This window comes from Streptomyces sp. ATexAB-D23 (assembly GCF_000373645.1).
In the GTDB taxonomy this organism is placed as follows: Bacteria; Actinomycetota; Actinomycetes; order Streptomycetales; family Streptomycetaceae; genus Streptomyces; species Streptomyces castrisilvae.
On the sequence record NZ_KB892032.1, the window covers coordinates 23,308 to 36,892 of the forward strand.

The window sequence follows — 13,585 nt, forward strand, 5'->3', positions numbered from 1 at the left end:
TCCCGGTCATGACATCAGCCGCCGTTCGAGTCTCGGCAGGGCGACGAAGAGGGCCGCCGCTCCGAGTGCCAGCAGGTATCCGGCGGACAGGAGCAGCCCCGGGTGGAGGTCGCCCAGCGCCGGACCCCGCAGGAGTTCGATGCCGTGGTAGAGCGGGAGGCACTTCACGACGACCTGGACCGGTTCCGGATAGACGGTGACCGGGTAGAACGTGGTGGCGAAAAGGAACATGGGGAGCATCACGAGCTGGATCAGCTGGAAGTCCTGCATGGTCCGCAGCCAGGTGGTGGCGGCCAGCCCGATCGCGGCGAAGCAGAACCCGATGAGCACGGCCCCGGGGAGCGCCAGGAGAATCCAGGGCGACTCCACGTAACCCAGCACCGACACGATGGCCAGGAAGCCCGTGGCGGCGGCGACGCCACGCAGGAGGGCCCAGCCGATCTCCCCGAAGGCGATGTCGGCGACGCTGAGCGGCGTCGTCACCATGGACTCGTAGATCCGGTCGTCCTTGAGCTTGAAGAACATCCCGAACGTGGTCTCGTTCATCGCCGCGTTCATGGCGCAGGTGGCGAGCAGAGCGGGCGCCACGAAGGAGGCGTACCCCAGGTGGGGGTCCGTGACGCCCGGTACGCGGCCGATCAGATGGCCGACGCCCACGCCGATGGACATGAGGTAGAGCAGGGGTTCGAGCATCTCGGCGGCGAACACGGCCCAGGTATGCCGGTGGATCATGAGATTGCGTTCGACGACGAGATGGGCACGGACCGGCGCCACGCCGCGTCCGGCCCGTCCTTTCGCCGCGGTGGTCGTTGTCGTCATGTGCGTCAACCTTCCTGAGACCGTCAGCCGTGCAGATTCCGGCGGTAGGTGTGCCCGCCCCACAGCACTCCCGCGAGGGCGAGCGCCACCAGGTACGCGCAGTGCACCGCCGTGTCCGCCGTCCCGGCCCGGTCCAGGCTGATGGCCCGGCACAGCTCGACCCCGTGCCACAGCGGCGCGGCCTCGATGACGACGCGCAGGAACCGCGGCAGTTGGTCCACGGCGAAGAACGTGCCGGAGAACATGTAGAGCGGCAGCAGCACGAAGCGGAACAGCGACATCTGCGCCTTCGGGCTGTCGAGGGTGGCGGACCAGGCGGCGATCGGCGCCGCGAAGGCCACGCCGGTCAGCAGCGCCGCCGGGACGAGCGCCAACAGCTGGGGGCCGCGCAGGTCGTCGAAGAGCGCGAGCACGGCGACGAACGCGCAGACCGTGAGCAGGATGCGCACGGTGATGAAGAGCAGATGGCCCCGGAAGACGTCGCCGGGTCCGAGCGGGCCCGCCGTCGCCGCTCGGTAGCTGCCGCTGGGGCGGCCCGCGGTGAGCACGGACCGGGTCGAGTCGATGAACGCCGTCTGCATGGTGGTGGCCGCGAGCAGCCCGGGGGCGAAGAAGGCCAGGTACGGGACCCCGCCCAGCTGCTCCTGCCCGGCGTCGCCGACGAGCCGGCCGAGGCCCGCGCCCACCGCGAGCAGGAAAAGGAGGGGGTTGGCGAAGCTGATGACGGCCGAGCCCCGCCAGGTGCGCCGGTAGTGGATCATCCAGAAGGAGAATTCGCGGAGCGCGAGCGAAGACATGCGGGACTTCCTCAGTCGATGAGCGTACGGCCGGTGAGTGTGAGGAAGACGTCCTCCAGCGTGGCCCGGCGGGTGAGCAGGGTGAGCGGCTCGACGCCCCGCGTGCGCACGGACGCCAGACACGCCTCCGCGTCGGCCGTGTAGAGCAGCAGCCGGTCGGGCAGGACCTCCACCCGGTCGGCGGTTCCTTCGAGCTTCGCCGCCATGAGCTCGTGGTCGTCCGGCGGGTATCTGAGCTCCAGGACCTCGCGGGTCGCGTGCTGTTCGATCAGGGTCCGGGGCGAGCCCTCGGCGACGATGCGCCCCCGGTCCATGACGACGAGCCGGTCGCAGAGCTGTTCGGCCTCGTCCATGTAGTGCGTGGTGAGGATGAGCGTCACGCCCTGCTGCTTCAGGCGGAACAGCCGTTCCCACAGCACGTGCCGGGCCTGCGGGTCCAGGCCGGTGGTGGGTTCGTCCAGGAGCAGCAGTTCGGGGTCGTTGACCAGGGCGCGCGCGATGGTCAGCCGCCGCCGCATGCCGCCGGAGAGGGCGGCGACCTTGGCGTCCGCCTTGTCCTGGAGCTGGGCGAAGTCGAGGAGTTCGGCGGCCTTCAGCCGGGCGTCCCGCTTCCCGAGGCCGAAGTAGCGCCCGTAGATCAGGAGGTTCTCCAGAACCGTCAGTTCCAGGTCCAGGGTGTCCGCCTGGGGGATGACCCCGATGCGGGAGCGGATGCGGGTGCCGTCGCGGACCGGGTCCATGTCCAGGACGCGCAGGGTGCCGCTGGTGGGCCGGGAGACGCAGGAGATCATGCGCATGGTGGTCGATTTGCCGGCCCCGTTGGGGCCCAGGAAACCGAAGGCCTCGCCGCGGCGCAGGGAGAAGTCGATGCCGTCCACGGCGGTCGCGCCGGACGCCCCGTTTCCGTGGGTTTTCGTCAGGCGTTCGGCGTGGACGAGGACGTCCTGTGGTCCGGAGTTCATGGGTGCGGGCTCCTCAGCCGATCGGCAGACCGGTGTAGTTGTCGGCGAGTTCGGCGGCCGCGGGGCCGCCGGCGGCCAGTCGCTCCAGCTGGGTGAGCTGCAGCCGGTCCTCGAAGGGGGGCTGGCCGGGCGCGCGGTGGAAGGTGGTCGTCATGAACCAGGAGAAGTGCTCGGCCTGCCACACCCGCCGCAGGCAGGTGTCCGAGTAGGCGTCGATGAGCTCGGTCGATCCGTCGTCGGCCCAGGCGGTGAGCGCCCGTGCGAGCACGACCACGTCGGCGACGGCGAGGTTGAGGCCCTTGGCGCCGGTGGGCGGCACGATGTGGGCGGCGTCGCCGGCGAGGAACAGCCGCCCGTGCCGCAGCGGTTCGGTGACGAAGCTCTGCATGGGGATCACGGACTTGGCGGTGATCGGACCGCGGTCGAGCTTCCAGTCCCCGTCCACCGCGAACCGGAAGCTCAGTTCGTCCCAGATCCGTTCGTCGTCCCAGTCGCCCGGGTCGGTGCCGTTGGGCACCTGGAGGTAGAGGCGGCTGACCGTGGAGGACCGCATGCTGTGGAGGGCGAAGCCGTTCGGGGAGTGGGCGTACAGCAGGTCGTCGCACGAGGGAGCCACGTCGGCGAGAATGCCGAGCCAGGAGTAGGGGTAGCGCCTGCTGAACGTACGGGAGAGCGCGTCCGGCACCGTACGGCGGCTGATTCCGTGGAAGCCGTCGCACCCGACGACGAAGTCGCAGTGCAGCGCGCGCCGCGTGCCCCCGTGGGTGAAGTGGATGACGGGGCGGTCGCCCTCCGCGCCCTCCACCCGGTCGGCCCGTGCCTCGAAGAGCACGGGGACGCCATCGGCGAGGTTGAGCGCGACGAGCTCCTGGACCACCTTGGTCTGGGGGTGGATCACCACCTGCCGGCCGTTCGCGAGGGCGGCGAAGTCGATCCGGTGCGACCGGCGGGCGAAGCGGATCTCGATGCCGTCGTGGAACATGCCCTCGCGGTCCAGGCGCTGGTGCGCCCCGGCCGCCCGCAGCGCGTCGATGGTGGTCTGCTCCAGCGTCCCGGCCCGCTGGCGCTGCTCCACGTAGGTGCGGTCGCGGCTCTCCAGCAGGACGCAGTCGATGCCCGCGCGGTGCAGCATCCGGGCGAGCAGGAGCCCGGCCGGTCCGCCGCCGATGATTCCCACGGTGGTGCGCATCAGTTCGCCTTTCCGGGCACGGGCCGGCCGGTGCCGGGCGTGTCGCTCACGGGTACGAGGCCGGGGTTGAAGCGCTCGCGGACATAGATCCGGGACTCGTCCGCGCAGCGGATGACGTACTCCTTGAACGCGCACAGGGGGGCGTTCACCGCGTCGTCCCAGTGGGTCAGGCCATGGGCCAGGAGGGAGCGGTGCTGCTGGGGGAAGTGCAGGGCCCGCAGCCGCAAACCGAGCGGTGTCCGGTCGTCGGCGTCCGGCAGGTGCGGCCCGTCGGCGGCCGGGTGCGCCACCAGGTTGCGGCTGACGACCCGGCCGTCCGGTGCACGCAGCTCCGACAGGCGGCGGACGGCACGGCCGCCGTCGGGCAGTCCGAGGACCTCGCGTACGCCGGAGGGGAGCGCGTCGGCGTCCACCGCTTCCTGGGAGAGGACGTGCACGGTCATCGTGAGGCCGAGCAGGGACTCCAGGAGCAGGGTGGTCGAGCCGTCGCTGGCCAGCAGCAGCCGGGTCTCGGGCGGCAGGAGGGGTGAGTGGGGGGAGCGGCGGGGCCGGGGGAGTGCCGCCGGGGCTGGGGTCACGGGCAGGCGTGAGCGCGGATACGGGCTGGATGACACGAAGTTCCCCCGTGGGTTGGTGTGGTCCGGGGCCGGGTCTCCTCCCGGCCCCGTGCTGGCCTCGGCCGCCTCAGGCGGGGTTGCGGACCACCTTTCCGGTGGCGGACCGGGGCAGTTCGCTCAGCAGGTCGATGCGGCGGGGCAGTTGGTGTGCGGAGAGCCGGTCCTGGCACCAGGCGAGCAGGTCCGCCTCGGCGACCGAGGCGCGGGTGACGACCCGGGCGACCGGCACCTGGCCGCGGATCGGGTCCGGCTCACCCAGCACCTGGGCTTCGGCCACGGCCGGGTGCGCTTCGAGCGCGCTCTCGACCTCGCCGGGGCTGACCTTCTTCCCGGCCACGTTGATGACGTTGCCGACGCGGCCCTGCAGGCGCAGCCGGCCGGTATCGTCAGCGAGCGCGAGATCCCCGGTCCGGTACCAGCCGTCCTCGTCCACCCGGAGCGGCAGCAGCCCGTGCGGGCCGAGATAGCCGGCGGCGAGGGAATCGGTGCGCAGCAGCAGTTCGCGGCTGTCGCCGACCGCGACGGCCGGGTCGAGGCGTGCCTCGATGCCGGGCAGCGGCCTGCCGACGTCACCGGCGGTGAAGTCCTCGCCGACCCGGGCCAGCGAGATGGCCCCGGTCTCGGAGGAGCCGTAGCCGTTCTCCAGCGTGAAGCCGTAGCGGCGGGTGAGGGCGCGGCCCACCTCGGCGGGGAGCGGCGCGCCCGAGGACACGACGCGTCGCAGGGTGGCGAAGCCCGGGTCGGCGTCGTTGCCCGTGGCGAGCAGCTGGAGCTGGAAGGGCAGGCCGATGAGGTGGGCGGCACGGTGCCTGTGCACGGCGCGGGCCAGCTGGGAGGGAACGGAGCGGGAGGGGCAGTGGCGTGCCGTCGCGCCTCGGACGAGCGGCGCGATCAGGCCGTAGGTGAAGCCGTACGAGTGGAACGCGAGGGTGCTCGCGACGACGGTGGCGCCGGGTTCGTAGCCCAGGTGGTCGGCGATTCGCAGGCAGTCGACCAGGACCCGTTCCACCGGCCTGACGACGCCGGCCGGCAGCCCGGTGGAGCCGGAGGTGAGGAAGGTGTGCGACCTCTCGGGTACGCCGGTCAGCTCGCGGTGGTCTCCGGCGCGACCGGTCCACAGCGGCGGGCAGTCCGCCCCCGGCCACCGGGTGAATCCGTCGGCGTTGCGGTAGGACGTCACGTCGTGGACGACGAGGCCGGTGTGCTCCACCGGTGAGTTCGGGTCGGCGTGCAGGACAGGCAGGCCGGCAAGGTCGGCGGCGAGGGTTACGACGGCCCGAGCCGTGACGTCCGCGATCCGGGCGACGACCAGGGTGTCCGGGGTGCGGTGCGTGTCGAGGTGGCGGGCGAAGCCTTCGGCCGCAGTCAGCAGCTGGCGGAAGGTGATCTCGCCGCGGCTGCCGATGATCGCTGGGGTGTCGGGGCCGCCGCCGCCCGACCGCACCGCCTCGAAGAGTCCCGTGCCGTTCAATGTCCGGCCTCCGTTCCGTGGCCGAGCACGAAGTCGACGATCTTCCCGACCGAGCTGAAGTCCTCGGAGCGGAGCTCGTCGTCCGGGACCTCGGCCCCGAACTCGCCCTCCAGCCATGTCAGGACCTCCAGGAAGGACAGCGAGTCGAAGGCCGCGAAACCCCGCAGGTCCTCGCTCTCGCCCAGGGGTGTGTCCGCGGGTTCGCCGATGATCTTGAGCATGCGTTCGGACACCACATCGACTAATGCCTGACGCTCCGTCATATGCATTCTCCTGAAGGGTAGTTGGACCAAACAAGGCCCTCGCATCCGGCAGTGGCCGAACCTAACCCCTCGATCGAGCGAACGCAAGCACTTGCATTACATCGCAAAAGACAAGCAAGTCACCGCAGATTCAGCTATGTTGACCGAAAATTCGGCGGAACGGAGAGCTTGAATGTCCGAACAGGACACACGGTGGCTGACCTTCTCGGCGCCACCCGCCCGCGAGGGCGCCCTGACCTGGGGCCAATGGGCCATCTGGGGCGTCTTCCAACAGCTCCCCGAAGGCGACGACTCCCTCAACCAGGCCGGCTGGTGTCCCGTCGGAACGCAACTGACCGTCACCGACGTGGCCGACGCGTTACGCCGCACCGTCGAGCGTCACGAGGCGCTGCGCAGCGTCTTCCCCCGGTTCGCCGACGCACCCGTCCAGAAGGTCCGCGCCAAGGGCCGGCTCCCGCTCGACCTCGTCGAATGCGGCTCCGACCCGGTCGCCGCCCACGCCGAGCGGACCTCCGGACGACTGCGGCGCGGCGCGTTCGACAACGAGCGGGACCTGCCCGTGCGCGCCGCCGTCCTGACACGCGACGGCACCCCCACCGCCCTGGTCGTCGCCGCCAGCCACATGGCGGTCGACGGCTGGAGCTTCCACCTGGTCCTCGAAGAACTCCGCCAGGCCCTGTCCCTCACCCCCGGCACCGGACCCGAACCCGCGCCACCCGCCCGCCAGCCCGTCGAGCGCGCGCTGTTCGAGGCATCCGAAGAGGGCATCCGCCGCGAGCGGGCCACCCTGCGGCACTGGGAGCGAACCCTGCGCGCCGGCCCCACCGCCATGCAGGCAGGGACCACCACCCCGGACGACACACCCCGCGACTGGGCCGTCATCCAGTCACCCGCGCTCGCCCGCGCCGCTCAGGAACTGGCCGCCCGCACCGGAATCGGCACCGGAACCGTGATCCTCGCCCTGACCGCGCTGGTCCTCGCGGCCCGGACGGGCGAAAACGCCGCCCTGCTCCGGCTGATCGTCGCCACCAGGTCCGACGCACCCGACCGGGGCTTCGTCGGCGCACAGAACCAGAACGGCCTGCTGCGCGTCGCCCCGGCCGAGGAGTCCGCCGAGGCATTCGTCCGCCGATGCGCCGGCGCCACCCTGGCCGCGTACCGGCGCTGCGAGGGCGATCCGCGCAAGGTCGAGCAGCTGGCCGTGGACCTGGCGCGGGAACGCGGCTTCCCGTACGGCGGCTTCTGCTTCTTCAACGACGTCCGCTTCAGAGGGGCCGACCGGATAGGCACCCCCGAACCGGGCCCGGACGCGGCCCTGCCGGAGACCGACTGGACCGCCGAACTCAACCGGACCACGCTGGAGACAGTCGACCGGCCGGGCCGGCAGGCGGGCGCCAAGTTCTTCCTGTTCCTCGGCGAACTGGGCGACACCTGCCGCCTCACGCTCGCCGTGGACCCCGGCTTCCACGAACTCGGCTCCGCCGAGGGCTTCCTGGCCGCGTTGGAGGCCGTGGCAGTCCGCGCCGCACGCGAACCCCTGGGGCCGGTCGACGCGCTGGCGGCAGCCGCCGCGGAAAGGGGCGAGCGCCGAGCAGGCGTGTGAAGCGGCCCCGGAGGGCGTACGCACCGGCTGCCCGGCCGGACTGGGCCCCCGGCAGGGGCCTGGGTGTGCTGGAGTGCTCAACACGAGTCGGCAGCTGCGATGTTGGCCGGTAGGTTGATCCAGTTGGCATTCGGGGCAGGGGGACTCAGTGAGCGAACGGGTGCTGTCGAGTCGCTTCCGGCTTGTTGAGCGGCTCGGCGCCGGCGGCATGGGAGTGGTGTGGCGAGCCGAGGACCTGGTGCTGCATCGCGAGGTCGCGGTGAAGACGGTCGCCGGGCCCGCAGTCACTGACGAAGGGGCCGCACGCCTGGAGCGGGAGGCGCGCGCCGTGGCCGGGCTCTCCGACTGCCCGCAGGTGGTCACCGTTCATGACTTCGGCCGCGACGGCGACACCTTCTTCATCGTGATGGCTCTCGCCGAAGGACGCCCGCTGGACCGCGTTCTGGCCTCCGACGGGCCACCTTCCCCAGCACGTGCGGTGGACTGGACCCGCCAGGTGTGTGCAGCGCTGGCAGTCGCGCACGAGCGGGGCATCGTCCACCGGGACATCAAGCCGGCCAACGTGATGCTCGCCTCGGACGGCACGGTCCGCGTGCTGGACTTCGGTATCGCCTGGTTCCACCCAGACCTCGGCCTCGACCGCCTCAGCCAGGTCGGGGGCGCGCTGGGCAGTGCCCCGTGGATGTCGCCCGAGCAGGCACGAGGCAAGGACGTGGGTCCGCCCTCCGACCTGTACTCGCTGGGCTGCCTGCTGTATCAACTCCTCACTGGCCAGCTTCCGTTCGGTGACCGGGACGGAATCTCACAGCTGGTCGCCCATGCGACCGAGACCCCGGACCGCCCCTCCGCCCATCGCCCCGGCCTGCCCGATGAACTGGACCGGCTCGTTGCAGAGTTGCTCGCCAAGTCTCCCGAGAGCCGCCCGCCCTCGGCGGTCGACACCGCGGCCCGCCTCGGGTCGGTGGCCCAACTCCTCGGGGGCAAGGCGACCGCGGCCCACACTCCAACTTTCTCGGCCACCGCACCCGAGCCCGAAGCCGAGCGGCCGGTACGGCGTCGAGGGATGCAGCGCCGGACGCTACTGCTCAGCGCACTGGGGCTTGCCGCGGTGTCCACGACTGCGGTGGTCGTACCCCGCATGCTGCAGGATGCCTCCGCCGGAGACAGTGACGCGGGCACGCTCAAGCCTCTCTGGAAAAGGCCGCTCACCGGTTCTGTAGTGCCGATCTCGGGCCCTGTGGTCCTCGTTAGCGGCGACGAGTCGGCGGTCGCCTATGACCGCCGCACCGGCGAGGTGCGCTGGACGTCGAAGGATGCCTTCACCGGGGAGTATCGGCTGTCCAACAGCACGTGGTACGTCACGGTGGACAGCGGTGAGCTGCGGGCGCTGAATCCCGAGACCGGCAAGAGCCGATGGTCCTTCAACTCGGGCAGTGAGCCCGAGGTGTCCGGCGACACATTGCCGGTCCTGACGTCCGAACGTGTCTACGTGGGCCGGGGCAGCCGCGTGTATGCCTTGGAGCACGACACTGGCGAGAAGCGCTGGAGCTATGAACATACAGACGATTCGACCGTCGTCACCTTCCTCGGAATGGCCACCGGCATGCTGCTGGCGCGCAGCAAGGAGTACATCTGGGCCGCGATCAGTCAGGACGACGGGCAGCACTTGTGGACACTGGAATCGGATAGATCAGAGTTCCTGATTTACGAAGGTGAGATCGACGGACGCCTGTTCTTCTGGGGCACAGGAAACCACCTGTCGGTGATCGACGCAAAGACAGGGAAAGTCATCGACACGTACGAGGATTTCCCAGAGGTCCTGGTGGTTCCGGAACACAAGCTGCTGTTGAGTTCGGGTTCGCTTCCGGGCGACCGTGCGGCGCTTCACGCCTGGTCGGCGGCCAACGGTGAACAGCTGTGGTCGGTACCTCGCGTGGCGTTTTCGGCCGTCTTCGGCGACATCGCGGTGGTTACGAAGGCAGAAGACAACGAGATGGTTTTCGCTGGCCTGGACATACAGACAGGCATGGAACGCTGGCGCAATACAGGCCTGCCCAGTAGCCTTTCCAACGTCAAGGACGCTGCGGCCAATCGGGAACCGCTGATCCTCATGGTCAGCGCCGAGGGCGGCGCTGTCGACAAGGGCACACACCTAGTGCACGTCGACGTACAAACCGGTGCGCACGGCCCGGCGCTTTCCCTGCCCGACGAGGAACTGATGGGCGTCTGGTGCCTAGGTGACACCGTCTACGTTGACTGCGCGGACGCATCGACGCCCCAGGACGGCTCGGAAGACGGGCCGTCCAAGAGCCACCTGTACGCAGTGGCACTCGCGGACCTGAAGTGAACCGTTCCGGAAGGTACGTGATGCGGGCCGCTGTGGAGCGAGAGCAGGGCGAAGGGGCACAGCATTGTGGTGATCAGGGCGGCCAGGCCGAGGACGACCAAGGTCAGCTCGCGCTTACTGATCGTTTCAGAATGAGCTGAACCGCCGGGTCCTGCATCTAGCGATCTTGGCCGGCAAGGTGTCCGGGTGCGTGCTGATCCCGCTGGCCTACAACTCCGCTTTCGACGCCGGGCTGATCGCCCACCACACCAGCATAGTCTCCGCCGACGCCGGCTCCCTGGCCTCACCCGCGTCGTGGCAGTGCCTGATGAAGCGCTCCGCCTGGCTGAGCACCACCGGCCGACGTCGGCTCGGCGCCGGTCACCGGGCGCTGGGCGACGCCGTCGCCGCGCTGGAAGCCCTCCGCTCCCTCTCCCAGCCACCGCCGGGGGCCGTGGAGCGGGCCGCATGCTCCAAACCCTCGACGCCGGAGGAAGGCAGCAGCCCGCGGCGGCACGCCTCACGGGTGAGCAGCTCCACCTCGGCGCGGGCCGCCGTGTAGACGCGTGCCGGGCGGTGAGCCGATTTCCAACGACGGCCCGAGCGGCGACCGTCTCTTCATCGATCGGCACCCGGTCGGGTGGCGCCGTATTCCCCTGCGCGCCGGGCCGCCCGCTGGCTCATCCACCACGCGAGGCTGCGCCGCCGGGGGCGTGCTGCGGACGAAGACGCCCTTCCAGCGGCAACGTCATGGGCCCACGGTGCGTAGTACCGCTGCCCGGCCGAGTACCAGGTGTCCAGCCCGACCGGGCAGTGGCATGGCACGGCACCGGGCGCTCGGCGGGGCGGCACCGTTGTGGCGTCACGTCACCGTGGCGGGTTCCCCCACCGAAGGGGGATTACCACCGCCTCAGGAACTCGGTCAGCTCGCGCCGCTGCCGGTGCTCGTCGCTCAGAACCTCGCCCAGTGCCTCCCGGTCGATGTACGGGCGGACGGCTCCCATCACCAACCGCCGCAATTCATCCGGTTCGAGGGCTTCGACTTCCCACTGGACAGGGCGCTGACGGTCGAAGCCGTGCCGGTCGGCAAACGCCAGCCATCGCGGGTCGCTCTTCTTCCCCTCGGTGGCCGGCAACCTGTAGGCGAGGGTCTGCTCGCGGGTGAGCAGCACTCGGTGCACCTCGCTCCAGCACTGCGTCCGGGCCACCCAGTCACGCTCGACGTCCTTGCCGCTGCAGTCGAAATCCCCGACGCTTCTCCGGGGCTTCGCGAGCGTGCGGTTGGTATTCACGCAGCTCAGAGGCAGTCACAGTGACCTTATTTGACGCAACAGGTGTGGTGCACTGATTCGCCGGATGACTTCATCCCGGGCCGGTCAGCCGGTCAATGACGGTCTGTCGTTCAGCCGGCTCTCGCTCGATCGCCTGCCGGAGGGCGTCCATGTCCCGGCGGGACTCGCATGAGGGGAGCAGCATTGGACGGTGGGGACATCATGCATTTCAGGAAAGCCTGCTCTTGAAGCTGCGAGGATGGAACAGGCTCTGGAGCCAAGGACGTCGGCTAAATTCAAGAGGGCATACAGATGAGTGCTGAGATCGCGCAGTGGGTTGAGCAAGCGTGGCCCTACATGGCGAGTGCCGTGGGAGCGTATGGGGTAGCGGTGTTTCAGCGGGCTGAGGACGCTGCAGTGGACGCGACGGCAAATACCGGCCGACGCCTCTTGCAGGCGGTCTGGGGCAGGCGGGACGAGCGGGGGCAGGCCGAGTTGGAGGCCGCCGTTCAGGACGTGGCGGAAGCGCCTGATGACGGCGATGCGGTCGGTGCGGTGCGGCAGCAGATCAAGCGGGCGCTGCGGGACGACGCCAGCCTGCGGGCTGAGCTGGCTGGGATATTGTCGACTGGAGTGTCGGTGCAGGTGACGGCCTCGGGTACGGGGGCTGTCGCAGCGAAGACGGTCGGTGTGGCGATCACCGGAGACAACAACACGGTTCAGCGTTAGCAGGAGCGCACGTGCCTGAGTCGAAGGGCCCGCAAGCGTCGGGTGACCGATCCGTCGCCGCGGGGACGGTCGGTGTGGCGATCACTGGAGATAACAATCGGATCGTGCATCTGCCACCAGAGGCTGTGCGCTGGGTCCAGGAGATCGAGGCGCCGCCGGGCACGGGGAATCTTCCGCGGTCTGCCGCAGGCGTGTTCGTCGGGCGTGAAGATGAACTCGCTGAACTGCGGCGACGTCTGACCGATGGGGGTGGCGCGGCGGTCCCGCAGGAGTCCGGGACCCGGGCGATCCACGGACTGGGCGGCATCGGTAAGTCCACGCTCGCGGCCCGGTACGCACACCGCTATCGCAGCGAGTACACGCTGGTGTGGTGGATCGACGCAGCTTCGACCGGAGACGGTACCGACAACATCCTCTCCAGCCTGGCCGCCCTGGCCATGCGGCTGTGCCCGCAGTGGGCCGGGACTGCAGACACCGACGAGCGGGCTGCATGGGCCGTCTCGTGGCTCCAGTTCCATCCCGGATGGCTGCTGATCTTTGACAACGTCGAGGATCCCCCCAAGCTGAACCACTACCTGGGGACGCTTCAAGGCGGTCATTACCTGGCCACCAGCCGTATCTCTACCGGCTGGCACAGCATCGCTCCCACTATGCCCCTCGGCCTCCTCGACCCCGATGCGGCCGTCACGCTGTTGTGCATCCTCGCTTTCGGGGACGAGCACCCGCTCCCGCCAGGGAAGCGAGAGGATGCGGAAGCGTTGGCAGCCGAGTTGGGTTACCTGCCCCTGGCGCTGGAGCAGGCGGGTGCCTACCTTCACGAGACCGGTATGGCACTGGCCGACTACCGCACTCTGCTCGGCCAGGTCATCGATGCGGACGCGGGCGGGATCGACTCCGAACGCACCATCGCCCGCATCTGGGACCACACTCTCGTCGCTGTCGAAGCCCGCAATCCGCAGTCGGTCACCGTGCTGAGCGCGATTGCTTGGTTTGCCCCCACCGACATCCCCCGGGTCTTGCTCGTTCCCCTGTGCCCGGAACCAGCCGCCCTCGACGAGGCTCTAGGCGTACTGCGCGCCTACAGCATGATCGCCTACGGTGCCGAGCAGAGCCTTCATGTCCACCGTCTCGTGCAGACGGTTCTCCGCCACAGGGGCGCCAGCGCCCCTGGCACGTACCGACCGGGCAGGGAAGAGGCAGAGCACCTCATCCAGCAGGCCACTCCTGCCGCAGGGGCTGCCGCCACGGAATGGCATCGGCTCCTGCCCCACTTCATGGCGGTTGCGGACTCGTCCCCTGAGCACAATCCACCGTCCACCGACACCGTCGACGCTTATGAAGCGGCAGCGCAGCACCTATGTCGGCAGGGGCGCGATGGTCATGCGATTCCCCTGCGGACAGCTGTGCTCGCGCAGCGTGTGGAAGCCCTGGGCTCTGAGCACTCTGACGCTGTCACCGCCCGCCACAACCTCGCCGTCTCTTACGGGCAGGCGGGGCGGATGCGGGAGGCCATCGTTCTGCTGGAGCAGGTGCTGGCC

At 69.8% G+C, this 13,585-nt stretch carries 13 protein-coding genes; 5 read left to right on the forward strand and 8 right to left on the reverse strand.

The features are described from left to right. Positions 1–6: 6 nt before the first annotated feature. From B082_RS0124850 to B082_RS0124880, 7 genes are all read right to left on the reverse strand, one after another. A complete protein-coding gene (locus tag B082_RS0124850; protein WP_202453569.1) occupies positions 7–819 on the reverse strand; it encodes an ABC transporter permease in 813 nt (270 codons plus the stop codon). Between the two features lie 23 nt (positions 820–842). Then, the gene (locus tag B082_RS0124855) at positions 843–1,616 is read right to left on the reverse strand and encodes an ABC transporter permease (protein ID WP_018554505.1); all 774 of its coding nucleotides are present in this window, start codon (positions 1,614–1,616) and stop codon (positions 843–845) included. Positions 1,617–1,627: 11 nt separating this feature from the next. Further along, positions 1,628–2,578, reverse strand: coding sequence for an ABC transporter ATP-binding protein (locus B082_RS0124860; protein WP_018554506.1), 951 nt, complete (start codon positions 2,576–2,578; stop codon positions 1,628–1,630). A 13-nt stretch (positions 2,579–2,591) separates the two neighbouring features. After that, a complete protein-coding gene (locus tag B082_RS0124865; RefSeq protein ID WP_018554507.1) occupies positions 2,592–3,767 on the reverse strand; it encodes a 4-hydroxybenzoate 3-monooxygenase in 1,176 nt (391 codons plus the stop codon). Beyond that, a complete protein-coding gene (locus B082_RS0124870) occupies positions 3,767–4,345 on the reverse strand; it encodes a hypothetical protein (protein ID WP_026250171.1) in 579 nt (192 codons plus the stop codon). The genes B082_RS0124865 and B082_RS0124870 overlap by 1 nt, the downstream gene beginning before the upstream one ends. A 106-nt stretch (positions 4,346–4,451) precedes the next feature. Continuing rightward, the gene (locus B082_RS0124875; protein WP_018554509.1) at positions 4,452–5,855 is read right to left on the reverse strand and encodes a class I adenylate-forming enzyme family protein; all 1,404 of its coding nucleotides are present in this window, start codon (positions 5,853–5,855) and stop codon (positions 4,452–4,454) included. Continuing rightward, positions 5,852–6,088: a phosphopantetheine-binding protein gene (locus B082_RS0124880; RefSeq protein ID WP_234018228.1), complete on the reverse strand. Its 237-nt coding sequence runs from the start codon at positions 6,086–6,088 to the stop codon at positions 5,852–5,854. Before B082_RS0124880 ends, B082_RS0124875 begins: the two co-directional genes overlap by 4 nt. A 202-nt stretch (positions 6,089–6,290) precedes the next feature. On the opposite strand from B082_RS0124880, the gene B082_RS0124885 reads away from it, so the two are divergent. From B082_RS0124885 to B082_RS0124895, 3 genes are all read left to right on the forward strand, one after another. Next, positions 6,291–7,721, forward strand: coding sequence for a condensation domain-containing protein (locus tag B082_RS0124885; protein ID WP_018554511.1), 1,431 nt, complete (start codon positions 6,291–6,293; stop codon positions 7,719–7,721). Between the two features lie 148 nt (positions 7,722–7,869). Continuing rightward, positions 7,870–10,068: a protein kinase domain-containing protein gene (locus B082_RS37510; RefSeq protein ID WP_158688901.1), complete on the forward strand. Its 2,199-nt coding sequence runs from the start codon at positions 7,870–7,872 to the stop codon at positions 10,066–10,068. A 190-nt stretch (positions 10,069–10,258) separates the two neighbouring features. Further along, positions 10,259–10,609: a hypothetical protein gene (locus B082_RS0124895; protein ID WP_158688902.1), complete on the forward strand. Its 351-nt coding sequence runs from the start codon at positions 10,259–10,261 to the stop codon at positions 10,607–10,609. 337 nt (positions 10,610–10,946) lie between these two features. On the opposite strand, the gene B082_RS36630 is transcribed toward B082_RS0124895, so the two are convergent. Next, positions 10,947–11,339 (reverse strand): hypothetical protein, encoded by a 393-nt coding sequence (locus B082_RS36630; protein ID WP_018554513.1) that lies wholly within the window; start codon positions 11,337–11,339, stop codon positions 10,947–10,949. A 291-nt stretch (positions 11,340–11,630) separates the two neighbouring features. Between B082_RS36630 and B082_RS0124905 the strand changes: the two genes are divergently transcribed. After that, complete coding sequence (locus B082_RS0124905) at positions 11,631–12,047, forward strand: hypothetical protein (protein WP_018554514.1); 417 nt, start codon at positions 11,631–11,633, stop codon at positions 12,045–12,047. An 11-nt stretch (positions 12,048–12,058) separates the two neighbouring features. After that, positions 12,059–13,585, forward strand: a 1,527-nt coding sequence (locus tag B082_RS36635) for a tetratricopeptide repeat protein (RefSeq protein WP_158688903.1), incomplete at its 3' end; no start/stop codon positions are given.

What these genes read in the sequence shown, in the direction of transcription:
- B082_RS0124850 (WP_202453569.1), bottom strand. Translation starts at nt 819, where the DNA reads ATGACGACAACGACCACCGCGGCGAAAGGACGGGCCGGACGCGGCGTG.
- B082_RS0124855 (WP_018554505.1), bottom strand. Translation starts at nt 1,616, where the DNA reads ATGTCTTCGCTCGCGCTCCGCGAATTCTCCTTCTGGATGATCCACTAC.
- B082_RS0124860 (WP_018554506.1), bottom strand. Translation starts at nt 2,578, where the DNA reads ATGAACTCCGGACCACAGGACGTCCTCGTCCACGCCGAACGCCTGACG.
- B082_RS0124865 (WP_018554507.1), bottom strand. Translation starts at nt 3,767, where the DNA reads ATGCGCACCACCGTGGGAATCATCGGCGGCGGACCGGCCGGGCTCCTG.
- B082_RS0124885 (WP_018554511.1), top strand. Translation starts at nt 6,291, where the DNA reads ATGTCCGAACAGGACACACGGTGGCTGACCTTCTCGGCGCCACCCGCC.
- B082_RS0124905 (WP_018554514.1), top strand. Translation starts at nt 11,631, where the DNA reads ATGAGTGCTGAGATCGCGCAGTGGGTTGAGCAAGCGTGGCCCTACATG.